This is a genomic window from Streptomyces sp. 184 (assembly GCF_045781775.1).
Classification (GTDB): domain Bacteria; phylum Actinomycetota; class Actinomycetes; order Streptomycetales; family Streptomycetaceae; genus Streptomyces.
The window spans coordinates 5798284-5824026 of the sequence record NZ_CP123230.1; the positions used below are offsets into that span (position 1 = coordinate 5798284).

Below are 25743 nucleotides of genomic sequence, written 5' to 3' on the forward strand. Positions count from 1 at the left end.
CAGGCCACATGCCCCAGAGTCAAATGCCTTGCCTCTGAGGCAAAACGCTCCGGGTTGCCTACCCCAACTCCCGCTCCAGATACCCCCGCCACCGCTCCGTGAACTCCCCGAGCCCCACCCCCAGCTCCGCCCGCAGCGCCGGGCCGACCGCCTCCCCGCGCGACTCCGCCGCGCCCACGGCCCGGTAGAGCGCCACGAGCCGGTCCGCGCCCCATTCGTCCGCGACCATCCGGCAGGCCAGCCACGCCTCGCCGTACGCCTGCGCCAGCCGGTCGCCGCTCGCGGCCCGGCCGAAGTCGGCGTCGGCCGGCAGCTCCCGCGGCAGCCTGCCGGCGGCGACGGCGCGGCCCAGCTCCGGCGCTCCCTGGCGCGGGCCGCGGCCGACGCTGCCGAAGGCGACCCAGTCGGCGAAGCCCTCGGAGAGCCAGAGGGGGGTGGCCGGGGAGGTGCGACCGCGGGTGGCGACGTGGACGGTCTCGTGGGTGAGGACGACGCGCCGCCCGAGGTCGCCGAGGATGTCGTACGCCTCGGGGTTGACCACCACGCGGTCGGCGCCGTCCCGGTGGTCGGTGCGGCCGGTGGTGACGGCGGCGATGCCCGCGTAGTCCGTGGGCCCCTCGCCGAGCAACTCCCCCATCGCGGCCTGCGACGCGGGCACCAGCACCACGACGCGGCGGACCCACGCGCCGTCCCACGCGGCGGAGACGTCGGGCACGGCGCGGTCGGCGACGGCGGCGACGTCGCGCAGGCCGGCCTCGGGGCGGCCGGCGCCGAGCACGAGGCTGTGCGTGCCGCGTACGACGGTCAGGGGGCCCTGGTCCCACGGCTGCGGCCGGCTGCCGGGCGCGGGGCCGGCGACGTACCAGCGGCCGTCGCGGCGGACGAACTCCAGTTGCTGGGCGGCGGTCGCGGTGCCGGTGTCGTAGCCGCGGAGGCGGTAGCCGAGCCGGACGTCGGCGGTGGCGCGGGCGGTGCCCGCGGGCACGTGGTCGCCGAGGCGGAGGGTCCAGTCGGCGAGCGGGAGGGCGTCGAGGTTGCGGAAGGCGGTGCGCTGCTCCTGGCGGTACGGGCCGGCCTGCGGGTCGACGGTGCGCAGGAAGGCGGCCTCGTCGCCGTCGCGGACGGCGGCGGAGCGCTGCCGGAGCAGGTCGGCGACGGCACGGGTGGCGTCGCCGGCGGGGGGCCGGCCGCCGTCACGGTCGCCGTCGCCGCAGCCGGCGAGGAGGGCGGCGAGCAGGCCGGCGCAGAGCACCAGCACCGCCGTCCGCACTCCCGCCACGCCCCGAGCGTACGACGCCCCGGCCCCCGCGGTGCGGCGCGGGTGACCGGGACGGCTCTGTCAGAGGGGCGGCCTACCCTTGGGCGGGAGTGCGGGTGAGGTGGGGCACACCGGAGCACGGGGTTCGGTGCGCGGGGTTCGGCCCGGGGTGCGCGGGGTTCGGCCGGAACGCGGGGTACGGAGGGCGGAGTTCGGCCCGAGGCGCGCGGCGTACAGGCCGGGAGACGCGGCGTACGGCCCGAGGCGCGCGGCGTATGGGCCGAGAGGCACGGCGTACGGGCCCGGTTGCGCCGTGTACGGGTCGCGGCGTACGCACCGGTGCTACGGACGTGTCACCGACGCGACCGGCATCATGCCCACCGGGTCGTAGCGCACCGCCGCGCCCGGGTACGGCGCGTGGACGACCTGACCGCCGCCCACGTACATGGCCACATGGCTCGCGTCCGCCCGGTACGTCACCAGGTCCCCCGGCTTGGCCTCCCCCAGCGGCACCTGGCGGCCCGCGTAGCGCTGCGCCTGCGAGGTGCGCGGGATCGACACCCCGGCCCTGCCGTAGGCCCACTGCGTCAGGCCCGAGCAGTCGAACCCGCCGGGCGCCGCGCCGCCCCACACGTACGGCGTGCCGACCGCGCCCCGCGCCGCGGAGACCGCGAGCGCGCCGCGGCCGGAGGCCGGCGCCGAGCCGAAGTCGGGCGTCGGCGCCGAGCGGGAGGCGCGGCTGCCGCCGGTGTCGGGGCGTTCCTCCTTCGGCAGCGAGTTGAGGAGCCGCCGCGCCCGCGCCAGCCGGTCGGTGACCTCGCCCTTGTGCCGGGCCAGCGCCTCGCGCCCGCGCTCCAGTTCGGCGAGGGTGTCCCGGGCCCGTACGCGCTGCTGCTCCAGCCGGCGCTGGAGGGCGACGAGCCGGCGCAGCCGGCCGCTCTGGAGGCTGCCGATGCGCTCCAGGGTGGCGGCCTTCTCCAGATATCCCTCCGGGCTCTCCGAGAGGATCAGGGTCAGCTTCGGGTCGATGCCCCCGGAGCGGTACTGGGCGCCGGCGAGCGAGCCCAGCTCGGTGCGCATCCGGTTGATCCGGGCGAGGTCGCGGGCCGCGCGGTCCTGGAGCCGCTCCGCCTTGCGGCGCAGTTCCTCGGTGCGCTCCTTGGCCGCGTTGTACTTCTCGGTCGCCCGCTCGGCCTGGGCGTAGAGGTCGTGGACCCGCTCCCTGGCCTCTGCGTGGTCCTCGGGCGCGGCCAGGGCCGCGTCGGAGAGGCCGGAGAAGACCGCGGGCGAGCCGGACAGCGCCGCCGCCGCGGCGGCGGTGAGGACGCCGGTACGCAGCCGGCCGGCACCGCAGGGCCGGGTGGATCGTCGATGTGCTGACACGCGGCAGACAGTAACCACGCGACTACGCGCCGACCAAGAACCGCCGTCCGGGGCGATGTCGGCACCCGGGTGCCGACGCAGGTCACCCGCAGGGCGTTCGAAACGCGCGGTGTCGGCAATTCGCCCGAACGGGCGGCACAGGGGCGCGTCCCGCCGCGCCCGCGCCCCACCGCGGTGAGCGGCGGGGCGGCGAACGGCGCGGCGCCGCGGGCGTCAGACCCGCGCGCCCCACATGAAGGGCATGTTGCCGACGGCCTCGTAGCGCACCACGGCGCCCGGCTTCGGGGCGTGGATGATCTGGCCGTTGCCGGCGTAGATGCCGACGTGGTGCAGGTCGCTGTAGAAGAAGACGAGGTCGCCGGGCTGGAGGGCGCTGACGGAGGATATCCGGGTGCCGACGTTGGCCTGGTCCTGCGAGATGCGCGGCAGTGAGACGCCGGCCTGCGAGAACGCCCAGCCGGTGAGGCCGGAGCAGTCGAAGGAGCTGGGGCCGGTGGCGCCGTAGACGTACGGGGCGCCCAGCTTGCTCTGCGCCGCGGACAGGGCGGCGGAGCCGTGGGAGGAGCCCGGGGGGATGTCGCCGAGGTCGACGCGGTCCTCCGCCTCGCGGCTGGCGCGCTGCTCCTCCTCGGCGAGCGCGGCCTGCTCCTCCTCGGTCAGCTCGTTGAGCAGGGCGCGGGCCTCGCCCAGCTTGTCCTGGACCTTCTTCTTCTGGGAGCCCAGCTCCTTGCGGGTCTCCTCCAGGTCCTTGAGCTTCTCGCCGGCCTCCTGGCGCTGCTGCGCGAGGCTGCGCTGCTTGTCGGCGATGCGCTCCAGCGACTCGGCCTGCTTGCCGCTGACCCGGTCCATCGTGGACGCCTTGTCCAGATAGGTGTCCGGGTCGGAGGAGAGGAAGAGCTGCACGGAGGGGTCGATGCTGCCGCTGCGGTACTGGGCGGTGGCCAGCGAACCGAGGCCGTCGCGGAGGTCGTTCAGCTCCTGCTGGCCGCGGGCGGCCTTGTCCTGGAGCTGCTCGACGTCCTCTTCGAGCTTGTCCTGCCGCTCCTTGGCGCCGTTGTACTTCTCCGTGGCGCGCTCGGCGTCCTCGTAGAGGTTGTCGACCTGACGCTTGACGTCGTCCTTGTCGGGGGCGGCGTGTGCGCTCTGGGTGGAGAGCGCGACGGCCGCGGCGGCGGTCGCGGTGAAGACGGTGACCCTGGCCCGGTTCGGCTGCTTCGGTCGACGGTGGGACGCCACGAAGGCGAGCTCCTCTTCCTCCAGCCGCCCGACCGTGGCTTTGGGGGTGCCCCGGTACCGGCGGGACCTTCGCCATCGCCCCGGATGAGCGATCGACAGCACGAAGGTTCGGGCCAGACACTAACGACGCTGGGGTGATCGGTTCAAATCCCTCCGGCAAAAAAGTCCCCCCGAAGCGCGTTTCTTTACTCACATCACACGGCCAGTAGTCACTGTTCGACAACGAGTTGGACTCGGAGCGGCGAACTGTCCACACCCGGGGTAGACGGCCGTGTTGTCCGAACTCGCCCTCTTTCCCCGGGTTATCAGCTCCGCGCGAGCCGCTTGAGGAGCAGCGCGGACGACACCGGGCGGGCTCCGGCGGCGGCGACGCCGTCGGCGACCTCGCGGTCGGTGGAGACCACCACGACGGGCCTGCCGGTGGGTTCGGCCCGTACGAGCCGGCGGATCAGCTCGTCGGCCGTCTCGCCCGGCTTGCTGAACAGCACGCGCACCCCGCGCGGCGGCGCGAGCAGCACCGGCGCGGCCAGCTCCGCGCCGTCGAAGACGCACGTCACCTCCGCGCCCGTCTGCGCGGCGAGGCCGGCGAGGCCGCCGAGGAGGCGCAGCCGCTGCTTCTCCAACGGGAGAGTGGGATAGCCCGTCTTGGTGACGTTGTAGCCGTCGACGACCATGTGCGCCTGCGGCAGGGCGAGGAGTTGGTCGAGCAGCGCCGGGTCGGTGGCGGACAGGGCGCGGGCGGCCACGTCCTTCGGCGACATCGTGCCGGGCTCGACCGCGCGGACGGTGTCCGCGGGGGTCATCCGCGCGGGCGGCAGGGCGAGTTCGCGGCGCAGCCCCTGGGCGGCGTCGAGGACGGTGTCCAGCAGGAGCCGTACGCGCATGTCCTCCACGCTGCGCCCCTCGCGGGCGGCCCGGCGGCTGGCCTCAAGCCCCGACTCCGCCTCGCCGAGCCGGGCGCGGAGCCGGCGCGCCTCGCTCTCGGCCGCGGCCGACTGCGCGGCGGCCTCCTCGCGGCCGGCGGCGGCCTCCTGCTGGAGCTTGCGCACGGCCGCCTCGCCGCGCTTGACGTCGCTGAGCGCGCTGCGCAGCCGGCGGTGCAGGCCCTCGTTCTCGCGCCGCAGCGCCTCCAGTTCGTGCCGGGTACGCTCCGCCTCCCCGCGGGCGGCGGCGCGGGCCTCGGACAGCTCCGCACGCAGCCGGTCCAGCTCGCGGGCGGCCTCCTCGCCGGCCCGCTCGGCGCCGGCGCGCTGCTCCTCCTCGCCGGCGGCGGCGATGAGCTTGACCCAGCCCGGGGGGCGCAGCAGGTACGCGAGCGCCGCGACGTCGACCGGCTCGGCGGCGGCCGGCGGGCTGCCGCCGTGCAGCGCGGCGGCCAGCTCGGGCTGGAGGCGCCCGGCCCGCTCGGCGATCCGCTCGCGGAAGTCGTCGTCGCTCTCCAGCGCGGCGGCGATCGCGGTGCCGGCGAGCTTGACGCGACGGGACGGGGTGAACCGGGCGTACTGCCGCAGCGGCGGGGGCAGCTCGGCGACGGTCAGGCCGCCGAAACACTCGTCGGCGAGCGTGACGATCCGGCGGCGCACCCCTTCGGGCAGCGGGCCGTCGAGCACCTCGGCCGCGTCCTCCTCGGAGGAGACGCCCGGGCCTTCCCTCGGCTCCACCACCGGTCACCCTTCCGCCTCAGCGAACCCCGCGGCTTCGGCCGGGCCGTCCGGCGCCGGCGCCGGCCCGGCGCACCGACCGTCGTCGCAGGCCGTGCCCCCACCCTACGACCTGGAGCGAGGTCTTAGGCAGACAGATAGAGTGAGCGCCGCACGCGGGTCCGACAGGGAGAGCGAACACATGATCACTGCGATCGTTCTGATCAACACCGACGTGGACCGCATTCCCGAGATCGCGGAGTCGATCGCCGCGATCGACGGGGTCAGCGAGGTGTACTCGGTCACCGGGGCGCACGACCTGATCGCCATCGTGCGGGTGGCGCGCCACGACGATCTGGCCGACGTGATCCCGGGCCGGATCAGCAAGGTGCCGGGCGTGGCGGCGACGGAGACGCACATCTCCTTCCGTACGTACTCGCAGCACGACCTGGAGGCCGCGTTCGCGATCGGCCTGGAGGAGTAGCGCGGTGCGCGCCCGGGGCCTTAGATGAAGAATCTCTCATCCGCCCTTCACGCTGTACGGCACCCGCCGGCCGCAGCCTCGGACGCATGGCTTTCTCGAAGCGCATGGCCGCACTGACCGCCGTGGTGGCGATCCCGCTGGGCGTCGCCGCGACCAGCTACGCCCTGACCGACGACGCGGAGGATCCCACCCCGCCCGCCCGGGTGGAGATGGAGGGCGGCACGTCCTCCCCGCCTGAGTCCACCTCGCCGTCGTCCGGGACCTCGCCGTCGTCGGGGACCTCGCCGGGCAAGGAGACGGTCTCGCCGCCGCCGGTACGCGACGGGCCCACGACCGATCCGTCGGGCAGCGCCCGCGGCGACGACGCGGACGACACCGGGGACGACTCGGGCGGCACCGACGACGACAACGATGAGTTCGACGACTGATCGATGATCTCCGCTCGTGCCCGCATCCTCCTTCTGCTGCTGGTGGTGATGACGGCGGCCCTCGCCGCCGTCGCCGGCACCACGCGCTCCATCCTGCTGCGCGACCTGGAGCACCGGGTCGACCGGCTGCTGGCGCAGGAGACGCGGGAGTTCGCCAGCCTCTACGAGCGGGGCGTCGACCCCGAGACGAGCCGTCCCTTCACCGACCCGTCACGGCTGCTGACGGTCTTCCTGGAGCGGCAGTACGCCGACCCGGACGAGGAGTTGCTGGGCCTGGTGCGCCAGCCCGGCCAGGGGCCGAAGCAGCTCGTCCAGCCCCGGGACCTGACGATGTCCCGGCCGCTGGAGGACGACGGGGAGGGCCGCCGGGAGATCTTCGAGTCCCGGGACCGCACGGGCAGCCTCGACCGGCCCTCGGGCGAGGTGCGCTGGGCCAAGGTCGGCATCGGCGCGAAGGACGAGCCGGACGCGGCGGCTTTCGTCGTCGCCATCCACACCGAACGCGAACGCGAGCAGGTGAGCGACGTGTTCGTCATCATGCTGATGATCTCGGCCATGGCGCTGGTGGTCGTCAGCGCCATCGGCTGGGCGGTGGCGGGCCGCATCCTTGCGCCCGTACGGCTGGTGGGACAGACCGCCGCGCAGTTGACGGAGCAGGACCTCACCCGGCGGATCCCGGTGCGCGGGCGCGCCGACCGGGACGAGACGGCGGCGCTGGCGGCCACGTTCAACGCGATGCTGGACCGGCTGGAGCGGGCGTTCGCCGCGCAGCGGGAGTTCGTCGACGACGCCGGGCACGAGCTGCGTACGCCGATCACCATCGTGCGCGGGCACCTGGAGCTGATGGGCGAGGACCCGGCGGAGCGCGAGGAGACGCTGCGGCTGGTCACCGACGAGCTGGACCGGATGACCCGGATCGTGGAGGACCTGCTGCTGCTGGCCAAGGCCGAGCGGCCGGACTTCGTCGAGCCGGAGCCGGTGCAGGTGGCGGAGCTGACCGCGGACGTCTTCGTCAAGGCCAGGACGCTGGGCGAGCGGGAGTGGGAGCTGAGCGGGGTCGCCGACGGCGAGATGCGCCTGGATCCGCAGCGCGTCACGCAGGCGATGGTGCAGCTCGCCCAGAACGCGGTCCAGCACACCGCGCCCGGCGGGCGCATCCGGATCGGCTCCCGGGCCGGGGACGGGCAGGTCGAGCTGTACGTCGCCGACAGCGGCCCCGGCATCCCCCCGCAGGACGCCGACCTCATCTTCGAACGCTTCCGCCGCGGCACCGCCCGCCGCGGCTCCCGCGGCGGCGGCGCGGGCCTGGGCCTGGCCATCGTCAAGGCCATCGCCGAGGGCCACCGCGGCCGCGTCGAACTCGGCCCCACCGAAGGCGGCGGGGCCACCTTCACTCTGATCCTCCCGGAAGGTCTGTGATGAACCGGATTCTCATCGCCGAGGACGAGGAACGCATCGCCTCCTTCGTGGAGAAGGGGCTGCGCGCCAACGGCTTCACCACCACCGTCGCCGCGGACGGCGACACGGCGTACGAGTTCGCCCTCACCGGCGGCTTCGACCTGGTCGTCCTGGACATCGGGCTGCCGGGCCGGGACGGCTTCACCGTGCTGCGCCAACTGCGCGAGGCGCGCTCGACGGTGCCGGTGATCGTGCTCACCGCGCGGGCGTCGGTCACCGACACCGTCGCGGGCCTCGAAGGCGGCGCCGACGACTACATGACCAAGCCGTTCCGCTTCGAGGAGCTGCTCGCCCGGGTGCGGCTGCGGCTGCGTACCGCCGCGCGGGCGCCGGAGGTGACCGTGCTGCGCAGCGGCGACCTCTCGCTCGACCTGCGGACGCGCCGGGCGCAGGCCGGCGGGCGCATGGTGGACCTGACGGCCCGCGAGTTCGTGCTCCTGGAACTCTTCCTGCGCCACCCCGGGCAGGTTCTCTCGCGCGAGCAGATCCTCTCCCACGTGTGGGGCTACGACTTCGATCCGGGCTCCAACATCGTGGACGTGTACGTACGGGCGTTGCGCAAGAAGATGGGCGCCGAGCGGGTGGAGACCGTACGCGGGATGGGCTACCGGCTGCCCGCCCGCCGGCCGGATGAACCGGAGTTGTCGCACTGACACTCTTTCGGGTGACACCCCGGTAAAAGGTGAGATTTCCTTAATCTTCGGCTCATCAAGGGCTCACCGCCGGTGCCGAGGCTCATTCCGTGAGCCTCTCCCTGCGCCAGACCGCGACGTTGTGCGTGGCCCTGAGCATCTGCGCCCTGCTGGCCGTCCCGGGCAACGCCCAGGGGCTCGGCGCCGACGGGCGTCTGACCCTCGCGGTGTTCGCCCTGGCGACCTGCGCCTGGATCGGCACGCCGATCGACGACACGTTCATCGCGCTGGGCGCCGGGCTCGCGCTCGTCGTCACCGGCGTGCTGGACAGCGAGACGCTGTTCGGCACCCTCGGCGACGAGACGGTGTGGCTGCTGATCTGCGCGTTCGTGCTCGCCGCCGCGGTGGCGGGCACGGGCCTGGCCGGCCGGGCGGCGGCGTTCCTGGTCACCGGGGCGCGCTCCGTACGGCAGTTGGTGCACCTGACGACGGCGGCGCTGGTGGTCACCGCCTTCGCCGTGCCGGCCACCTCCGGGCGGGCGGCGCTGGCGCTGCCGGTGTTCCTCGCCCTGGCCAAGGCGCTGGGCGAGCGGCGGCGGCTGGTGGTGATGCTGGCGCTGCTGTTCCCCACCGTCATCCTGCTCTCCGCGGTGGCGACCCTCATCGGCGCCGGAGCGCACCTGATCACCGTGTCGGTGCTGTGGGAGGCGACCGGGGAGCAGATCGGCTTCACGGAGTGGCTGCTGCTCGGGCTGCCGCTGGCGGTCGCCACCGCCCACCTCGCCGCCGAGGTGGTGCTGCTGACGACGACGAAGCGCGCCGACCGCAAGGGGCCGGTGCACCTGACCGCCGAGCAGATCCAGATGCACACCGAGCAGCCGGTCACCGGGCCGCTGACGCAGGCCGAGGCGCGCTGCGCGCTGCTGCTCGGCACGGTGGTGGTGCTGTGGTGCAGCGAGCCGCTGCACCGGGTGCCGCCGGCGGTCGTGGCGCTGATCGGCGCGGTGGTCGCGGCGTCGCCGGCGATAGGGACCGTACGGCTGAAGGACGCGCTGCGCACGGTGCCGTGGTCGCTGCTGCTGTTCATGGCCGCGACGATGGCGATGGGCATAGCCCTGTCGGAGTCGGAGGCCGCCGCGTGGCTGGTCTCCGGGCTCCCGGGCGGCTCGTCGGTGCCGGCGTGGGCGTTCCTCGCCGGGGTGGTCGCCGTGAGCACGGCCGCCCATCTCGTGCTCCAGTCCCGCTCCGCGCGCTCCAGCGTGCTCGTGCCGCTGGTCATCGCCGCGGCGCTGGCCGCCGGTGTGAACCCGGTGGCCGCCGCCCTGGCCTCCACCGCGGCGGCCGGCTTCTGCCAGACGCTGCCCGCGTCCGCCAAGCCCGTCGCGCTCTTCTCCGACGTGCCGGGGGTGGCCACGTACACGCCGCGCGACCTGCTGCGTACGGCCGCGGTGCTGGCGCCGCTGACGGCGGCGCTGGTGCTGCTGTTCGCCCTCGCGGTCTGGCCGCTGCTCGGCGTGCCCGTCACGGACCGCTGACCGCCGCCCACCGCCCGGCGCACGCCGCCCACCGGCCGGCCCCCGCCGACCGACGCCGCCCGCCCATCCTCCGCCCCGCACCCTGTGACCCTCGGGAGACCCCATGCTCGACCGCGTCGTCGTCGCCCCCAGCGGCTTCAAGGAATCCCTGTCCGCCGAGGCCGCCGCCGAGGCCATCGCCGAAGGCGTCGGCCGCGTGCTGCCCGACGCGGACGTCGACCTCATCCCGCTCGTCGACGGCGGCGAGGGCACGGCGCAGGCGCTGGCCGCCGCCACCGGCGGGCGGCTCGTCCCGCACACCGCCACCGGGCCGGTCGGCGACCGGCTGGAGACCCACTTCGCGCTCCTGGGCGACGGCACCACCGCGGTGGTGGAGATGGCGGCCGTCGCGGGCCTGGCCCTCGTGCCGCGCCCCCGGCGCGACCCGGGCGGCACCACGACGTACGGGGTCGGCGAGCTGATCCGCGCCGCGCTCGACCACGGCGTGCGGCGCATCATCGTCGGCTGCGGCGACTCCGGCACCTCCGACGGCGGTGCCGGCGCCCTTACGGCCCTGGGCGCCCGGCTGTACGACGCCGAAGGCCGCGACCTCGCCCCCGGCGGCACCGCGCTCGCCCGCCTCGCGCGCGTCGATGCCGCGGGGCTCGACCCCCGGCTCGCCGAGACGGAGCTGCTGGTCGCCTGCAACCCGTACAACGTGCTCTGCGGCCCCCGCGGCGTCGCCCGCGTCTTCGGCCCGCAGAAGGGCGCCTCCCCGCTCCAGGTGGAGGAGCTGGCCGCCGCCCTCGACCGCTGGGCCGACGTCCTCACCCGCGACCTCCCCGCCCCCGGCACGGACATGCGCCTCGGCGCGGGCACCGGCGCCTCCGGCGGCCTCGGCGCGGGCCTCGCGGCAATCGGCGCCCGCCTCCTGCCCCGCTTCGACGTGCTCCTCGGCCACCTCGACCTCGACGCCCGGCTCGCCGCCGCCGACCTCGTCATCACCGCGGAGGGTGCCCTCGACCACCAGACCCCGCGCGGCAAGGTGCCGGCGGAGGTGGCGCGCCGCGCCAAGCTGTACGACCGCCCGGTCCTCGCGCTCGCCGGCACCCTCGGCGAGGGCGCGCACGAGATCCACGGCACGGGCGTCGATGCCTACGGGACCATCATCCCGGGCCCGATGGCGCTGCCCGAAGCGCTGCTGCGCGCCCGGGAGTTCCTGGCGGACGCGGCCGAACGGACGCTGCGCATGGTGCTGATCGGCAGCGTGCTGGCCGAGCGGGGGCCGGCCGGGACCGGGAAAAGGAGGTAGCGCGGGGCCGGGCACGGCGCAGCACCCCCTCGGCGCACCGCAGAGGGGCTCGGCGAGCCGCGAGGTGGCCCGCACGTGCGCACCGCGCACGGACGGGCCCTCGATCAGAGCCCCACCGGGTACGCGACGTGCGCGCCCCGCGCGGACATGCGCCGGTCGGAGCCCGCCCCGGTACGCGACGGCCACGCCGCCGGCCCGCAGCGTCCACGGCAGCCGGCGCGCGCGGGCGCACCCGTGCCCGGGTCTCAGGCCGCGGCCGGCGCCACGCCGGAGGCGGGTACGCACCGGCCGTCCACCGTGCGGTACGACCACCGCGCCCCGTCGCGCACCAGCGACCCCAGCGCCGCCAGGAACCGGTCCACGTGCTCGTCCGGCGTCCCCGCGCCGAAGCTCACCCGCACCGCGTTCAGGGGCCGCTCCCCGTCCCCCGCGCCGCCCCCGCACTCGGCGTACTCGGCGGACCCGCCCGTCTCGCCGAGCAGCGCCCGCAGCAGCGGGTGCGCGCAGAACAGCCCGTCGCGCACCCCGATGCCGTGCTCCGCCGACAGCGCCGCCGCCAGATGCGAGCTGCTCCAGCCGTCGACCACGAACGAGATCACCCCCACCCGCGCCGCGTCCGCGCCGAAGAGCGACAGCACCCGCACCCCCGGCAGCTCCGCCAGGCCCGCCAGCACCCGCGCCACCAGCGCCCGCTCGCGCGCCACCAGCGCGTCGAACCCGGCCTCCGTCAGCGCCTTGCACGCCGACGCGATCGCGTACGCGCCGATGACGTTCGGCGACCCCGCCTCGTGCCGCGCCGCCGTCGTCTGCCACTCGACGTCCACTCCCCCGCCCTCCGCGCGCAGCACGCGCCGGCTGGCGCCCCCGCCCGCGAGGTACGGCGGCGCCGCCCGGAGCCAGTCCGCCCGGCCCGCGAGCACGCCGGCCCCGAAGGGCGCGTACAGCTTGTGCCCGGAGAAGGCCACCCAGTCCACGTCCAGGTCCGCCACGTCCACCGGGTGGTGCGGCGCGAGCTGCGCCGCGTCCAGGACGAGGCGCGCCCCGTGCCGGTGCGCCGCCGCGGTCAGCTCCCGTACGGGCCACAGCTCGCCGGTGACGTTCGAGGCGCCGGTGACGCAGACCAGCGCGGGACCGTCGCCGACCCGCGCGGCGAGCGCGGAGTCCAGCGCCGCCACGGCCTGCCCGGGGCCGGCGGGCGCGGCGAGCACGGTGACCCGGCCGGCCGCGGACCCGTCGTGCTGCCAGGGCAGCAGCGCGGCGTGGTGCTCGGTCTCGAAGACGTAGACCTCGGTGCCCGGCGGCAGCGCCGAGGCCAGCAGGTTGAGCGAGTCGGTGGTGGAGCGGGTGAAGACGACCTGGTCGTCGGGGCGGCAGCCGAGGAAGTCGGCGACCGTGGCCCGGCTGGACTCGAACAGCTCGGTGGACAGTTGCGAGAGGTAGCCGGCGCCGCGGTGCACGCTGCCGTAGTACGGCGCGTAGGCGGCGACGTCGTCCCAGACGCGCTGGAGCGCGGGGGCGCTGGCCGCGTAGTCCAGGGCGGCGTACTCGACGTCGCCGCCGGTGACGAGCGGGGCGCGGACCTCGCGGCCGAGGACGGGCAGACAGGCGGGGGTGAGCGTGGACGCAGACATGCAAAAACTCCCGTGAGCAGGCGCGGAGATGCGGGGTGACGGGCCCGTACGGCCCGGAAGAGGACGCGCGCGACGCTCGGATGGCGGGGACGCGCGCAGCGGCGGCGGGGCGGAAAGGCCCCTAGCGCATTCGCTTGCTCACGGCGGTACTCCCTCGGCCGACCAGGACCCCTGGATTCGCGAGGGGTCCGCGCTTGCCGCAGACCTCGCTGCCTGCGGCCCGGTCATCACCCGGGGCACCCCGCCACGGACGGAGGGTTGCCGGACAGCGGGCCGGGGCCTTGATCGCTGTCGCTCGTGACCTGGTCAGGAGTATGCGCACCGGAGAGCCGCGGCGCAACCCGGTTGCCCGGGCTGTCCGCAACTCTCCGGAAATCGGCGGCGAACAGCCCTCGCGCGAGGGCGCCCCCGCGCGGGAAGTCGCGGACCCTCCTCAGCCGTTGCTGGCCGCCACCCAGCGCTCCAGCACCCGCAGCGCCGACCCCGAGTCGATGGACTCGGCGGCCCGTACGATGCCCGCCGCGATCCGCTCCGGCAGCGGGCCGTCCGCGCCGGGGTCCAGGGCCGTGAGCGCCGCCGCCGCGTTCAGCAGCACCGCGTCGCGCACCGGGCCGGTCTCGCCGGCCAGCAGCCGCCGGGCCACGTCGGCGTTGTACGAGGCGTCCGCGCCCCGCAGCGCCTCCACCGGCACCAGGTCGATGCCGACGTCCCGCGGGTCGAAGCTCTCCTGCCGCACCGCGCCGTCGCGCACGGTCCACACCTGCGAGGTGGCGGTGGTCGTCAGCTCGTCCAGCCCGTCGTCGCCGCGGAAGACGAGCGCCGAAGCGCCGCGCTCGGCCAGCACACCGGCCATGATCGGTGCCATCCGGGCGTCCGCGACGCCGGTGGCCTGCGCCCCGACCCGGGCCGGGTTGGTGAGCGGGCCGAGGAAGTTGAACGGGGTGATGACGCCCAGTTCCTTGCGGGTCTGCGCGACGTGCCGCATCGCGGGGTGGAACTTCACCGCGAAGCAGAAGGTGATGCCCGCCTGCTCGGCGACCTCGGCGACCCGCTCGGGCGTGAGGTCGAGGTTGACCCCCAGCTTCTCCAGCACGTCGGAGGCGCCGGAGGCGGAGGACGCGGCCCGGTTGCCGTGTTTGACGACCTTCGCGCCGGTCCCGGCGACGACGATTGCGGACATGGTGGAGATGTTGACGGTACGGGCCCGGTCGCCGCCGGTGCCGACGACGTCCACGGTCGGGCCGGGGACGTCGATGGTGTTGGCGTGCTCGTACATCGTGCGCACCAGGCCGGAGATCTCCGCGACCGTCTCGCCCTTGGCGCGCAGCGCGACCGCGAACCCGGCGATCTGCGCGTTGCTCGCGGCGCCCGACATGATCTGGTCCATGGCCCAGGCGGTGTCCTCGGCGTCGAGGTCCCGCCCGGCGATCAGCGCGCTGATGACGTCCGGCCAGGAACGCGCCGCCGGGCTGTCGCCTCCTGCTGCCGTCTGCACGCTCATGGCACACCGTCCCCGGGGGTCGTCTCAGTCGTCGGGCGTCAGCCTATCGAGCGCAGAGTACGCCGAAGGGCCCCCGTCCAACTGCTGGACGGGGGCCCCGGTGGCGATGTCGCCGGCGGTCGTGCGGCCCTAGTGGTGCCCGTGCCCGCTGGTGATCTCCTCGTACTCGCGCCGGGTCGGCTTCGGGATCTGGCCGGCCTCGCCGAAGTAGCCCTTCGACAGCCGGGCCCGCAGCTTCTCCACCGGACCCTGCTTGCGCACCACGCCGTTGTCGTCGACCGTCGGGCCGAGTTCCAGCGGCGCGTGCTGGTCGTGGGAGGTGAGGACGTGCATCTCCTCCTGCGACAGCGGCTCGTGCACCTCGATGAACTCGCCGTGCGGCAGCCTCTTGATGATGCCCGTCTCCCGGCCGTGCAGGACCTTCTCGCGGTCCCGCCGCTGGAGCCCGAGGCAGATGCGCCGGGTGACCCAGAAGGCCAGCACGGGGGCGACGAAGAAGGCGATCCGCACGAACCAGGTGATCGATTCGATCGAGAGGTGGAAGTGCGTGGCCCACAGGTCGTTGCCGCCGGCCATCAGCAGCACGAAGACCCAGGTCAGCCAGGCCACACCGAAGGCGGTGCGGGTCGGCACGTTGCGCGGGCGGTCCAGGATGTGGTGCTCGCGGCGGTCGCCGGTGACCCAGGCTTCGAAGAACGGGTAGGCGACCAGCACGACCGGGACGACGCCCACGATCATCAGGGGGATGAACACCCCGAAGTTGATCGTGTACCCGCCCGGGATGACCCATTCCCACCCTGGCATGAACCGGATCAGGCCCTCGGTCCAGCCCATGTACCAGTCCGGTTGGGCTCCGGTGGAGACCAGATCTGGTCGGTAGGGTCCGAGATCCCAGACCGGGTTGATGGTGAACATCCCCGCGATCAGCGTGATCACGCCGAAGACCAGGAAGAAGAACCCGCCCGCCTTCGCCACGTAGACCGGCATGAAGGGCATGCCCACGACGTTCTCGTTGGTCTTGCCGGAGCCCGCGAACTGGGTGTGCTTGTGGTAGAAGACCAGGATCAGGTGGAGCACGAAGAGCCCCAGCATGATGCCCGGCACCAGGAGCACGTGCACCGCGAAGAATCTCGGGATGATGTCCGTCCCTGGGAACTCACCGCCCCAGAGGAAGAACGCCAGGTACGTGCCGATCACCGGGGTGGCCAGCGTCGCGCCCTCCATGAAGCGGACACCGGTGCCGGAGAGCAGGTCGTCGGGGAGCGAGTAGCCGGTGAAGCCGGCGATGCAGCCGAGGACCAGCAGCGTGAAGCCGAAGAGCCAGTTGACCTCGCGCGGCTTGCGGAACGCGCCGGTGAAGAAGACGCGCATCATGTGCGTCGCCATGCTGGCCACGAAGATCAGCGCGGCCCAGTGGTGGATCTGCCGGATGAGCAGACCGCCGCGGACCTCGAAGCTGATGTCCAGCGTGGAGGCGTACGCCTCGGTCATGATCACGCCGTTCATGGGGGCGTACGCACCGTGGTACGTCATCTCCGCCATGCTCGGCTTGAAGAACAGCGTCAGGTACACACCCGTCAGCAGCACGATGAGGAACGTGTACATGCAGATCTCACCGAGCAGGAAGGACCAGTGGTCCGGAAAGATCTTCCGGAGGTTCTTCCTGCCCGCGGTGTGCAGCCCCAGCCGGCCGTCCGCCCAGTCGGCGACTTTGTCGCCCCTGCTCGGCGGGTTGCGGCGGGTGCCTGTAGTGGTGGTGCTCATCCGCGCTCCCAGAAGCTCGGGCCGACCGGCTCGTCGAAGTCGCCGAGCGCGTAGAGGTAGCCCTCGTCATTGACGGTGATCTTGAGCTGCGGCAGAGGGTGCCCCGCCGGGCCGAAGAGCACGCGCGCGCCGTCGGCGAGGTCGAACGTCGACTGGTGGCAGGGGCACAGCACGTGGTGCGTCTGCTGCTCGTACAGGCTGACGGGGCAGCCGACGTGCGTGCAGATCTTGGAGTAGGCCAGGATGCCCTCGTGTCCCCAGTCCGCCGACTTCGGGTCCTTGATGTCGCCCGGGTGGATCCGGACGAGCATCAGGGCCGCCTTGGCGATTTCCTTGTTGAAGTCGTGGTCGCCTTCCTTCAGCCCCTCGGGCTTGGCGAAGGAGAGCGAACCGACGGTGATGTCCTCGGGGCGCAGCGGCTCGTCGGTGTTCATGTTGATGAGCAGCTTGCCCTTGCCCCACAGGGTGTGGCGCAGCTTGGTGCCGGGCAGCGGGCCGAGGTCGCGCAGCAGCACGATGCCGCTGAGCGGCACCAGCGTGAGCGCGCCGAGCAGGGTGCGCCGGATGATCTTGCGGCTGCCGATCGCCGATTCCTCGGTGCCCTGGCGCCACTCGGCCTTGGTGATGGCCTTGGTCTCTTCGCTGGCCTCGATCGGGTGCCGCTCCTGGACGACCTCCACGTCCGACATCAGCGTGCGCGACCAGTGGATGGCGCCGGCGCCGATGCAGAAGAGGGCCAGGCCCAGGGTGGTGCCCAGCGCGAAGTTCAGCGCGCTGACGTGGCCGAGCGGGAAGATGTAGACGATCTTGTCGACGTCGATGGCGACGAACGACGCGATGAAGCCGACGGTCGCCAGCATCGACACCGTGAACAGCAGCGCCACGGTGCGCTCGGAGCGCTGGGCGGCCCGCTCGTCGATGTCCTGCTTGCGCGGCTCGTGCGGCGGCAAGCCGGGGTTGGCGAACGGGTCGCGCTCCTCGACCGCGACGCCCCCGCCCTCGTCGCCCTCCCGGACGGTCGGCAGGTGCTCGCCGTTGTTCTCGTTCTCAGAGCCAGCCTGGCTACTCATGACTTCCTGGCCTTTGCAGTCCGGGCGGTGATCCAGATCGTCAGGACGATGAGGGCCCCGAGCCCGAAGACCCAGGCGAACAGACCCTCGCTCACGGGGCCGAGGCCACCGAGGCTGAAGCCACCGGGCGACTCGGCCTCGTCGCCGCCGACCTCGTCGAGGTAGGCGATGATGTCCTGCTTGTCCGTGGTCGTCAGCAGTTTATCGGGAAAGGACGGCATGTTCTGCGGGCCGGTCTGCATCGCTTCGTACATGTGCTTGGGGTCGACGCCGTCGATGCTCGGCGCGTACTTCCCGTCCGTCAGGGCGCCGCCCTTGCCGGTGAAGTTGTGGCACTGCGCGCAGTTGGTGCGGAAGAGGTCACCGCCGCGGGCGACGTCGCCGCCCGCCGGGTCGTACTGGCTCTCCTCGGGGACCGCCGGGCCCGGGCCCAGGGAGGCGACGTACGCGGCGAGCTGGTCGATCTCCTTCTGGGTGTAGATGTTCGGCTTCTTCGGTGCCTGGGCGCCCTGCTGCTGGAGGGGCATCCGGCCCGTGGAGACCTGGAAGTCCACCGCCGCCGCGCCGACACCCACGAGGCTGGGGCCGTCGCTGGAGCCCTGCCCGCCGGTGCCGTGGCAGCTCGCGCAGCCGACCCGGAAGAGCTTCTGGCCCTCTTCGACGGCGAGGGACTGAGCGCTGGTGTCATCGGCCTGCGCCTTGCCCGTGGGCGCGAATGTGGCGTACAGCCCCCCGGTGGCCGCCAGCGCGATGAGTAGGACGACAAGCGCCGCCAGCGGATGGCGCCGTCGTGCGGAGAGCTTTTTCACGGATTACCCCGGTATCAGGATCTTCAGCGTCGGTGTGCTTCTCGGTGCCGGCTCCCCGGCCGGTTACTTGATCAAGTAGATCGTGGCGAAGAGGCCGATCCAGACCACGTCGACGAAGTGCCAGTAGTAGGACACCACGATCGCGGCGGTCGCCTGCTGGTGCGTGAACCGTCTGGCCGCGTAGGTGCGTCCGAGGACCAGCAGGAAGGCGATCAGGCCGCCCGTCACGTGCAGTCCGTGGAAGCCGGTGGTCAGGTAGAACACCGAGCCGTACGGGCCGGAGGAGAGGGAGATGCCCTCGTGCACCAGCTCCACGTACTCGGTGACCTGACCGGCGATGAAGATCGCACCCATGATGAAGGTCACCGTGAACCACATGCGCAGCTTCTTCACGTCACCGCGCTCGGCGGCGAAGACGCCGAGCTGGCAGGTGAGGGAGGAGAGCACCAGGATCGTGGTGTTGCCGAGCGCGAACGGGACGTTGAGGGTGTCGGCCTGTTCAGTCCAGTAGTCCGCTCCCATCACCGAACGCAGGGTGAAGTACATCGCGAAGAGGGCCGCGAAGAACATCAGCTCGGAACTCAGCCAGATGATGGTTCCGACGCTGGTGAGGTTCGGCCGGTTGACCGACGGGTGCGCGTGCCCGGTCTCTACTGCTGCTGTTGCTGTCGCCACGTCCGACATTATGTCGGTCCCTTATCCCCGCCTCACTCCGGGGGGTGCCGTTCGGAGTGTCAAGCCCCTGGAGAGGGCCCCTGGACTGCACCGCCGCACCCCGGGCGGAGTAGCATCCGCCGTGAGAGCGGTGCCCGAGAACCACCGGAGGAACGATGCAGTCGACGGCCGCAGCACCGGTCAACGTGCTGGTGTACAGCGACGACGCGAACACGCGCGAGCAGGTCCGGCTCGCCGCCGGCCGCCGGCCGGCGGCCGATCTGCCGCCGGTGGAGTACGTCGAGTGCGCCACGCTCCCCGCGGTGCTGGCCGAGCTGGAGCGGGGCGGCATCGACGCCTGCGTGCTCGACGGCGAAGCGGTGCCCGCCGGCGGCATGGGCGTGTGCCGGCAGATCAAGGACGAGATCTTCCGGTGCCCGCCGGTCCTGCTGCTCATCGGCAGGCCGCAGGACGCGTGGCTGGCCACGTGGAGCCGCGCGGAGGCCACCGTGGCGCACCCGGTCGACCCGGCGGCGCTCGCCGAGAGCCTGGCCGGCGTGCTGCGCACGAAGCTGGCCGTCGGCGCCTGAGAGCGGGCGTGGCGGCCCGGCGGCTCAGACCCCGGGCCGCAGCCGGTTCGCGTCGGACGGGCCGCCTCCGTCGCGTACACCGGGCGTCAGGGAGCTGCCCTCCTGCCACTTGGTCCAGGACAGGTTCCAGTCCCCGAAGCCGTTGCCGAACGGGGCCATGTCCTCGCCGTAGCTGTTGACGACCTCCACGATGTCGCCGGGGCGTACGGTCTTGAAGAACCAGGCGGCGTCGTCGGTGCTCATCCCGGTGCAGCCGTGGCTGACGTTCGCCGCGCCCTGCGAGCCGACGGACCACGGCGCGGCGTGCACGTACTCGCCGCTCCAGGTGACCCGCGTCGCGTACGACACCTCCAGGTCGTAGTCCTCCGAGGTGCCGCCGACACCGATGCTGTCGCCGGTCATCCGCACGAGGGACTGCTTCTCCAGCACCACCTTCTTGCCGTTGCGGGTCTCGAAGCCCGACTTGCCGGTGGTGACCGGGATGGTGTTGATCTGCTCGCCGTTGCGGTAGACGGTCATCTCGTGCGCGGAGGCGTCGGTGACCGCCTCGATACGGTCGCCGATCCTCAGCTCGACGGGCTTCGAGGCACCGGCGTAGACGCCCTCGCGCACCTTCACGCCCTCCAGCCGGCTCTCCAGCCGGACCCGGGTGCCCGCGGGCCAGTACTCCCGGGGGCGGTAGTGCAGTTCCTTGCCGCCGACCCAGTACCAGGCGCCCTCGACCCGCGGGGTCGAGTCGACCTTCAGCCCGCGCTCGACGACGGCCCGTTCGGCCTGCGTCCGCACCGCCCGGCTGAGCTTCACCGTCAGCGGCTGGCCGACGCCGTACGTGCCCTTGCCGGGGCCCAGCTCGACCTTCATCGGCTTCTTGGCCTTCGCCGCCGACGTACGGTACGTCAGCCGCTTGCGGCCGGGCGCGCCGTCGTCGTTCTCGGTGGCCACGTCGACGGTGTACGCGGAGCGTGCGGCCAGCGGCACCGTGCTGCGCCAGGTGTGGCCGTCGGCGGACAGCCGGCCGCGTACGTACCGGCCGCTCTCGTCCACGGCCGTGACGTCCGTGATGCGCGCCCGGCCCCCGGCGGTCACCTCCAGGTCGTCCGCGGGGTCGGCCAGCCGGGTGTCACCGGCCAGGCCGGCCAGCGTTATCGGCCCGGTGGGCTCACCCGGCTCCCGGGCCAGCGGATGCCCGTCGGCGCCGCAGGCGGCGAGGCCGGGGGCGAGGGCGACCAACAGCAGGGAACAGTTGACTGCCGTGCGGCGACGGGGCGTTTGGCTCATGATCACACGCTAGGCAGATGGTCCAGCCGACGCGCGGTGTGTGGGCCATACGAGGGGGCCGCGGCACCCGTTCGGCGTGCCGCGGCCCCCTCGGTGAGGCTGTGCTGTAGGTCGTGCTACTGGTTCTGGTCCGCCCCGCGGTAGTACTCGAAGACCCAGCCGTAGAGGCCGACGAGGATCACCGGGATGGAGAAGTACAGCAGCCACCAGTTGAGGACGATGCCGAGGAAGGCGAGCGCACCGCCGATCGCCAGCGAGAGCGGCTGCCAACTGTGCGGGCTGAAGAAGCCCAGCTCGCCGGCGTCGTCGGCGACCTCCGCCTCCTTGTTGTCCTGCGCCCCGGTGTCGACCCGGTGGGCCGTGAAGACCAGGTAGTACCCGATCATCGCGGTCAGGCCGAAGGCCAGGAACAGCGCGGTGGTGCCGACCGGCTCCTTCGACCAGTAGCCGTAGACGATTGCCGCGATCAGCACGAAGGCGGCGAGCCAGCCGAACATGTGGCCCTGGATCTTCACTTGGCTTCCCCTTCGCTGCCCCCGCCGACGAGAGTCTTGTCACCGGGGCTGTGGCCGCCTCCGACCTGGGCCGCCGCGATCTCGGGATGGTGCAGGTCGAAGGCCGGCGATTCGGAACGGATGCGCGGCAGCGAGGTGAAGTTGTGCCGCGGCGGCGGGCAGGACGTGGCCCACTCCAGCGAGCGGCCGTAGCCCCACGGGTCGTCGACCTCGATCTTCTTGCCGTACTTCGCCGTCTTCCACACGTTGTAGAAGAACGGCAGCATCGACATGCCGAGCAGGAACGAACTGATCGTCGAGAAGGTGTTCAGGGCGGTGAAGCCGTCGGCCGCGAGGTAGTCCGCGTACCGCCGGGGCATGCCCTCGGCACCCAGCCAGTGCTGCACCAGGAACGTGCCGTGGAAGCCGATGAACAGCGTCCAGAAGGTGATCTTCCCGAGCGTCTCGTCGAGCATCTTGCCGGTGAACTTCGGCCACCAGAAGTGGAAGCCGGCGAACATCGCGAAGACGACGGTGCCGAAGACCACGTAGTGGAAGTGGGCCACCACGAAGTACGAGTCGGAGACGTGGAAGTCCAGCGGTGGCGAGGCCAGGATGACACCTGTCAGACCGCCGAAGGTGAAGGTCACCAGGAAGCCGATGGACCAGAGCATCGGTGTTTCGAAACTCAGTGATCCCTTCCACATCGTGCCGATCCAGTTGAAGAACTTCACTCCCGTTGGCACCGCGATCAGCATGGTCATGAACGCGAAGAACGGTAGGAGCACTCCTCCTGTCACGTACATGTGGTGCGCCCACACGGTCACGGACAGGCCGGCGATGGAGATCGTGGCGGCCACCAGGCCGATGTAGCCGAACATCGGCTTGCGGCTGAAGACCGGGATGACCTCGGAGATGATGCCGAAGAACGGCAGCGCGATGATGTACACCTCTGGATGGCCGAAGAACCAGAAGAGGTGCTGCCAGAGCAGCGCACCGCCGTTGGCCGGGTCGAAGATGTGCGCCCCGAACTTGCGGTCCGCCTCCAGCGCCAGCAGCGCGGCGGCCAGCACCGGGAAGGCGAGCAGCACCAGCACACCGGTGAGCAGCACGTTCCAGGTGAAGATCGGCATCCGGAACATCGTCAGGCCCGGCGCCCGCATGCAGATGATGGTGGTGATGAAGTTGACCGAGCCGAGGATGGTGCCGAAGCCGGAGAGCGCCAGACCCATGATCCACATGTCGGCGCCGACGCCCGGCGAGCGCACCGCGTCGGAGAGCGGTGTGTACGCGAACCAGCCGAAGTCGGCCGCGCCCTGCGGGGTGAGGAAGCCGGCGACGGCGATCAGCGACCCGAAGAGGTAGAGCCAGTACGCGAACATGTTCAGCCGCGGGAACGCCACGTCGGGCGCGCCGATCTGGAGCGGCATGATCCAGTTCGCGAAGCCCGCGAACAGCGGCGTCGCGAACATCAGCAGCATGATCGTGCCGTGCATCGTGAACGCCTGGTTGAACTGCTCGTTGCTCATCACCTGCGTGCCCGGCCGGGCCAGCTCGGCGCGCATGAACAGCGCCAGGATGCCGCCGATGATGAAGAAGAAGAACGACGTGGCCAGGTACAGCGTGCCGATCGTCTTGTGGTCGGTGGTCGTCAGCCACTTCACCACGACGTTGCCGGGCTCGCGGCGGCGCGCCGGCACCTCGTCCTCGTAGGCGTCATCGTCCGCGCCCGCGGTCGCCGCACCCTGGGGTTCGTTGAGGATGCTCATTGCTGATTGGTCTCCGCATTCCTAGCGGCGTCGGTCTGAGGGATGCCCGCCGGGATCGACCCGGTCTGGCCCTTGGCGGCCAGCTCCTGGAGATGCTGCCGGTACTCCTCCGGGGAGACCACCTTCACGTTGAAGAGCATCCGGGAGTGGTCCGCGCCGCACAGCTCGGCGCACTTGCCCATGAAGGTGCCCTCCTTGTTGGGGGTCACCTCGAAGACGTTCGTGTGGCCGGGGATGACGTCCTGCTTCATCAGGAACGGCACCACCCAGAAGGAGTGGATGACGTCCCGGGAGGTCAGTACGAACTGGACCGTCTCACCCTTGGGAAGCACCAGCGTGGGGCCCGGGTTGCCGGTGTCCTCGTTCTCGCTGGCGGGCACTCCGTAGTCGTAGACGCCCTCGGCGCCCTTCGGCACGCCCTCGTAGTCCCGGTCCGGGATGGCGGCCAGCTCCTTGGGCCGCTTCGCCGGCGTGGCGGCGTCGCCGTCCACGTTCTCCAGGTAGTTGAAGCCCCAGCTCCACTGGTAGCCGACCACGTTGATGACGTGGTCCGGCTTCTCGGACGTCTCCAGCAGCTTGCTCTCGTCGCGCGCGGTGAAGTAGAAGAACACCGCCACGACGATGAGCGGGACGACCGTGTACAGCGCCTCGATGGGCAGGTTGTACCGGACCTGGGCCGGGACCTCGATCTTGGTCCGGGAGCGGCGGTGGAAGATGACGCTCCACAGGATCAGCCCCCAGACGAGGACCCCCACGGCCAGCGCGGCGGCCCAGGAGCCCTGCCACAGGGAAAGGATCCGCGGCGCCTCCTCGGTGGCCGGCGAGGGCATGCCCAGGCGGGGGAAGTCCTTGTAGGTGCAACCGGAGAGGGTGACCAGGACCAGGCCCGCGGCCAGCGCCTGCGGCAGCCTTCGCCGCATCGTGCGCCGCGGCGAGCGGGTACCTCCCGCGGCTGCCTTGCGGCCGCGGGGGAGGTCGGAGCCGTTGTGACTCACGTAGCGCCTTCCCGAGAGTCTCGCCCACGGTCCCTTCGGGCGCGCGGGCAGCAGGTTTGGATGTTTACGCGGACCAAACCCTACTGGACGCCATTTGGGGTCGCTCGGGGAGGGTGCCCTGGCGCGCCGGGGGCACTCCGAAGGGGTGGCGGCGGGCCCCAACTCGGTCCCGCCGGTCCCCCATCGGGCCTCCGCAGGGCCCTCACAGGGCTTCCGCAGGGCCTCCTGGTCCGCCCGGCCCGCCGCCCGGACCAGGGGTTAGCGTGGTCGGGTGCCGTACTTCGACGCCGCCTCGTCCGCCCCGCTTCACCCGATCGCCCGGCAGGCGCTGCTCGCCGCGCTCGACGAGGGCTGGGCCGATCCGGCCCGGCTGTACCGGGAGGGCCGCCGGGCGCGGCTGCTGCTGGACGCCGCGCGCGAGACCACCGCGGAACTCGTCGGCTGCCGCCCGGACGAGCTGGTGTTCACGTCCTCGGGTACGCGCGCCGTGCACGACGGGATCGCCGGGGCCCTGGCGGGGCGGCGGCGCACCGGCCGGCACCTGATCGTGTCGTCGGTCGAACACTCCGCCGTGCTCCATTCGGCCGAGATCCACAGGGCGGCGGGCGGGAACAAGGCCGCGGGGGGTGAGGGCAGGGACGCGGCGGCCGGTCCCGACGGTGCCGCGGGCGACGACGTGACGTACGTGCCGGTCGACCGCGGCGGGCGGGTGGCGCCCGGGGCGTACGCCGCCGCGCTGCGCGCCGACACCGCGCTGGCCTGCCTCCAGTCCGCCAACCACGAGGTGGGCACCGAGCAGCCGGTCGCCGAGGTGGCCGAGGAGTGCCGGGCCGCCGGGGTGCCGCTGCTGGTGGACGCGGCGCAGTCGGTGGGCTGGGGGCGGGTCGCGGGGCCGTGGTCGCTGCTGGCGGCGAGCGCGCACAAGTGGGGCGGGCCGCCCGGCGTGGGGCTGCTCGCGGTGCGCAAGGGGACGCGCTTCGCTCCTCCCGGCCCGGCGGACGAGCGGGAGTCGGGCCGGGCGCCCGGCTTCGAGAACCTCCCGGCGATCGTCGCGTCGGCGGCGTCGCTGCGCGCCGTGCGCGCGGAGGCGGCGGCCGAGGACGCCCGGCTGCGGGCGCTGGTGGACCTCATCCGCGCCCGGGTGCCGGAGGCGGTGGCGGACGTGGAAGTGGTCGGCGACCCGGAGCGCCGGCTGCCGCACCTGGTGACGTTCTCCTGTCTGTACGTGGACGGGGAGACGCTGCTGCACGCGCTGGACCGGGCGGGGTTCTCGGTCTCGTCCGGGTCGTCGTGCACGTCGAGCACGCTGACACCGAGCCATGTGCTGGCGGCCATGGGGGTGTTGTCGGAGGGCAACGTGCGCGTGTCGCTGCCGCGCGGGACGGCGGCGGAGGAGGTGGAGGCTTTCCTGCGGGTGCTGCCGGACGCGGTCGCCGGGGTGCGGGCGGAGCTGGGCGGGCCCGCGCGCGGTACCAGGGAGGCGGCGCCGGCGGCCGGGGAGCTGGTGGTCGACGCGCTCGGCCGGCGCTGCCCGATCCCCGTCATCGAGCTGGCGAAGGTCTTCGACCAGGTGCCGGTGGGCGGCACGGCGCTGGTGCTCTCGGACGACGAGGCGGCGCGGCTGGACATCCCGGCGTGGTGCCAGATGCGGGGCCAGGAGTACGTCGGTGAGGAGCCGGTGGCGGGCGGGGGCACGGGCTACCGGGTGCGGCGCACGAGCTGAGCGGCCGGTCCGTACGGCCTGGACGGCACGGCACGGGGGGGCACGGCACGGGCGGCACGGACGGTCCGTACCGGACGGGCACGCCGGCCGGACGCGGCGGGCGCCCGGCCGGTGCGTACG

The 25743-nt window shown here is 72.9% G+C and carries 22 protein-coding genes and 1 riboswitch; of the genes, 8 read left to right on the forward strand and 14 right to left on the reverse strand.

What is annotated here, in order from left to right:
• Nucleotides 1-58 precede the first annotated feature (58 nt).
• From QBL21_RS24630 to QBL21_RS24645, 4 genes are all read right to left on the reverse strand, one after another.
• Nucleotides 59-1279 carry a hypothetical protein gene (locus QBL21_RS24630; RefSeq protein WP_407564399.1) on the reverse strand — a complete coding sequence of 407 codons (1221 nt, stop codon included), beginning with the start codon at nt 1277-1279 and terminating at the stop codon, nt 59-61.
• A 321-nt stretch (nt 1280-1600) separates the two neighbouring features.
• Nucleotides 1601-2641 carry an NlpC/P60 family protein gene (locus QBL21_RS24635; RefSeq protein ID WP_407564400.1) on the reverse strand — a complete coding sequence of 347 codons (1041 nt, stop codon included), beginning with the start codon at nt 2639-2641 and terminating at the stop codon, nt 1601-1603.
• A gap of 213 nt (nt 2642-2854) precedes the next feature.
• Nucleotides 2855-3877 carry an NlpC/P60 family protein gene (locus QBL21_RS24640; RefSeq protein WP_407564401.1) on the reverse strand — a complete coding sequence of 341 codons (1023 nt, stop codon included), beginning with the start codon at nt 3875-3877 and terminating at the stop codon, nt 2855-2857.
• Nucleotides 3878-4182: 305 nt separating this feature from the next.
• Nucleotides 4183-5541, reverse strand: coding sequence for an NYN domain-containing protein (locus QBL21_RS24645; protein ID WP_407564402.1), 1359 nt, complete (start codon nt 5539-5541; stop codon nt 4183-4185).
• 178 nt (nt 5542-5719) lie between these two features.
• Between QBL21_RS24645 and QBL21_RS24650 the strand changes: the two genes are divergently transcribed.
• The 6 genes from QBL21_RS24650 (at nt 5720) to QBL21_RS24675 (ending at nt 11345) form a co-directional block, all read left to right on the forward strand.
• The gene (locus QBL21_RS24650) at nt 5720-6001 is read left to right on the forward strand and encodes an Lrp/AsnC family transcriptional regulator (RefSeq protein ID WP_018837650.1); all 282 of its coding nucleotides are present in this window, start codon (nt 5720-5722) and stop codon (nt 5999-6001) included.
• Between the two features lie 104 nt (nt 6002-6105).
• Nucleotides 6106-6429, forward strand: a complete 324-nt coding sequence (locus QBL21_RS24655; protein WP_407566549.1) for a hypothetical protein — start codon at nt 6106-6108, stop codon at nt 6427-6429.
• 3 nt (nt 6430-6432) lie between these two features.
• On the forward strand, nt 6433-7848 hold the full coding sequence (locus QBL21_RS24660) for a sensor histidine kinase (protein WP_407564403.1): 1416 nt from the start codon (nt 6433-6435) through the stop codon (nt 7846-7848).
• A complete protein-coding gene (locus QBL21_RS24665) occupies nt 7848-8540 on the forward strand; it encodes a response regulator transcription factor (protein WP_181788628.1) in 693 nt (230 codons plus the stop codon). The genes QBL21_RS24660 and QBL21_RS24665 overlap by 1 nt, the downstream gene beginning before the upstream one ends.
• A gap of 89 nt (nt 8541-8629) precedes the next feature.
• On the forward strand, nt 8630-10054 hold the full coding sequence (locus tag QBL21_RS24670; RefSeq protein WP_407564404.1) for an SLC13 family permease: 1425 nt from the start codon (nt 8630-8632) through the stop codon (nt 10052-10054).
• 103 nt (nt 10055-10157) lie between these two features.
• Entirely contained in the window at nt 10158-11345 is a 1188-nt protein-coding gene (locus QBL21_RS24675) for a glycerate kinase (RefSeq protein ID WP_407564405.1), read from the forward strand.
• 245 nt (nt 11346-11590) lie between these two features.
• On the opposite strand, the gene QBL21_RS24680 is transcribed toward QBL21_RS24675, so the two are convergent.
• From QBL21_RS24680 to QBL21_RS24705, 6 genes are all read right to left on the reverse strand, one after another.
• The gene (locus QBL21_RS24680; RefSeq protein ID WP_407564406.1) at nt 11591-12976 is read right to left on the reverse strand and encodes an aminotransferase class V-fold PLP-dependent enzyme; all 1386 of its coding nucleotides are present in this window, start codon (nt 12974-12976) and stop codon (nt 11591-11593) included.
• Between the two features lie 185 nt (nt 12977-13161).
• Nucleotides 13162-13279, reverse strand: a riboswitch (SAM riboswitch).
• A 130-nt stretch (nt 13280-13409) separates the two neighbouring features.
• Nucleotides 13410-14477 carry an anthranilate phosphoribosyltransferase gene (gene trpD / locus QBL21_RS24685; protein ID WP_407564407.1) on the reverse strand — a complete coding sequence of 356 codons (1068 nt, stop codon included), beginning with the start codon at nt 14475-14477 and terminating at the stop codon, nt 13410-13412.
• 129 nt (nt 14478-14606) lie between these two features.
• Nucleotides 14607-16241, reverse strand: a complete 1635-nt coding sequence (locus QBL21_RS24690) for a cytochrome bc complex cytochrome b subunit (protein WP_407564408.1) — start codon at nt 16239-16241, stop codon at nt 14607-14609.
• Complete coding sequence (locus QBL21_RS24695) at nt 16238-17311, reverse strand: Rieske 2Fe-2S domain-containing protein (RefSeq protein ID WP_407564409.1); 1074 nt, start codon at nt 17309-17311, stop codon at nt 16238-16240. The genes QBL21_RS24690 and QBL21_RS24695 overlap by 4 nt, the downstream gene beginning before the upstream one ends.
• A complete protein-coding gene (locus QBL21_RS24700; RefSeq protein ID WP_407564410.1) occupies nt 17308-18120 on the reverse strand; it encodes a c-type cytochrome in 813 nt (270 codons plus the stop codon). The genes QBL21_RS24695 and QBL21_RS24700 overlap by 4 nt, the downstream gene beginning before the upstream one ends.
• A gap of 63 nt (nt 18121-18183) precedes the next feature.
• Nucleotides 18184-18804, reverse strand: a complete 621-nt coding sequence (locus QBL21_RS24705; protein ID WP_407564411.1) for a heme-copper oxidase subunit III — start codon at nt 18802-18804, stop codon at nt 18184-18186.
• A gap of 146 nt (nt 18805-18950) precedes the next feature.
• Between QBL21_RS24705 and QBL21_RS24710 the strand changes: the two genes are divergently transcribed.
• Nucleotides 18951-19364 carry a hypothetical protein gene (locus QBL21_RS24710; RefSeq protein ID WP_407564412.1) on the forward strand — a complete coding sequence of 138 codons (414 nt, stop codon included), beginning with the start codon at nt 18951-18953 and terminating at the stop codon, nt 19362-19364.
• A gap of 24 nt (nt 19365-19388) precedes the next feature.
• On the opposite strand, the gene QBL21_RS24715 is transcribed toward QBL21_RS24710, so the two are convergent.
• From QBL21_RS24715 to coxB, 4 genes are all read right to left on the reverse strand, one after another.
• Nucleotides 19389-20642, reverse strand: coding sequence for an Ig-like domain-containing protein (locus QBL21_RS24715; RefSeq protein ID WP_407564413.1), 1254 nt, complete (start codon nt 20640-20642; stop codon nt 19389-19391).
• A gap of 116 nt (nt 20643-20758) precedes the next feature.
• The gene (locus tag QBL21_RS24720; protein WP_407564414.1) at nt 20759-21157 is read right to left on the reverse strand and encodes a cytochrome c oxidase subunit 4; all 399 of its coding nucleotides are present in this window, start codon (nt 21155-21157) and stop codon (nt 20759-20761) included.
• Entirely contained in the window at nt 21154-22905 is a 1752-nt protein-coding gene (gene ctaD / locus QBL21_RS24725) for a cytochrome c oxidase subunit I (protein ID WP_407564415.1), read from the reverse strand. Before ctaD ends, QBL21_RS24720 begins: the two co-directional genes overlap by 4 nt.
• Nucleotides 22902-23900 (reverse strand): cytochrome c oxidase subunit II, encoded by a 999-nt coding sequence (gene coxB / locus QBL21_RS24730; RefSeq protein ID WP_407564416.1) that lies wholly within the window; start codon nt 23898-23900, stop codon nt 22902-22904. The genes ctaD and coxB overlap by 4 nt, the downstream gene beginning before the upstream one ends.
• A 271-nt stretch (nt 23901-24171) precedes the next feature.
• Here coxB and QBL21_RS24735 point away from each other — a divergent pair, with 271 nt between their 5' ends.
• Nucleotides 24172-25623, forward strand: a complete 1452-nt coding sequence (locus QBL21_RS24735; protein WP_407564417.1) for a cysteine desulfurase/sulfurtransferase TusA family protein — start codon at nt 24172-24174, stop codon at nt 25621-25623.
• Nucleotides 25624-25743: the final 120 nt, after the last annotated feature.

Coding starts and splice junctions, on each gene's coding strand:
- QBL21_RS24680 (WP_407564406.1), bottom strand. CDS start 12,976: ATGTCTGCGTCCACGCTCACCCCCGCCTGTCTGCCCGTCCTCGGCCGC.
- QBL21_RS24710 (WP_407564412.1), top strand. CDS start 18,951: ATGCAGTCGACGGCCGCAGCACCGGTCAACGTGCTGGTGTACAGCGAC.
- QBL21_RS24705 (WP_407564411.1), bottom strand. CDS start 18,804: ATGTCGGACGTGGCGACAGCAACAGCAGCAGTAGAGACCGGGCACGCG.
- QBL21_RS24655 (WP_407566549.1), top strand. CDS start 6,106: ATGGCCGCACTGACCGCCGTGGTGGCGATCCCGCTGGGCGTCGCCGCG.
- QBL21_RS24665 (WP_181788628.1), top strand. CDS start 7,848: ATGAACCGGATTCTCATCGCCGAGGACGAGGAACGCATCGCCTCCTTC.
- QBL21_RS24695 (WP_407564409.1), bottom strand. CDS start 17,311: ATGAGTAGCCAGGCTGGCTCTGAGAACGAGAACAACGGCGAGCACCTG.
- QBL21_RS24660 (WP_407564403.1), top strand. CDS start 6,433: ATGATCTCCGCTCGTGCCCGCATCCTCCTTCTGCTGCTGGTGGTGATG.
- trpD (WP_407564407.1), bottom strand. CDS start 14,477: ATGAGCGTGCAGACGGCAGCAGGAGGCGACAGCCCGGCGGCGCGTTCC.
- ctaD (WP_407564415.1), bottom strand. CDS start 22,905: ATGAGCATCCTCAACGAACCCCAGGGTGCGGCGACCGCGGGCGCGGAC.
- QBL21_RS24690 (WP_407564408.1), bottom strand. CDS start 16,241: ATGAGCACCACCACTACAGGCACCCGCCGCAACCCGCCGAGCAGGGGC.
- QBL21_RS24715 (WP_407564413.1), bottom strand. CDS start 20,642: ATGAGCCAAACGCCCCGTCGCCGCACGGCAGTCAACTGTTCCCTGCTG.
- QBL21_RS24675 (WP_407564405.1), top strand. CDS start 10,158: ATGCTCGACCGCGTCGTCGTCGCCCCCAGCGGCTTCAAGGAATCCCTG.
- QBL21_RS24650 (WP_018837650.1), top strand. CDS start 5,720: ATGATCACTGCGATCGTTCTGATCAACACCGACGTGGACCGCATTCCC.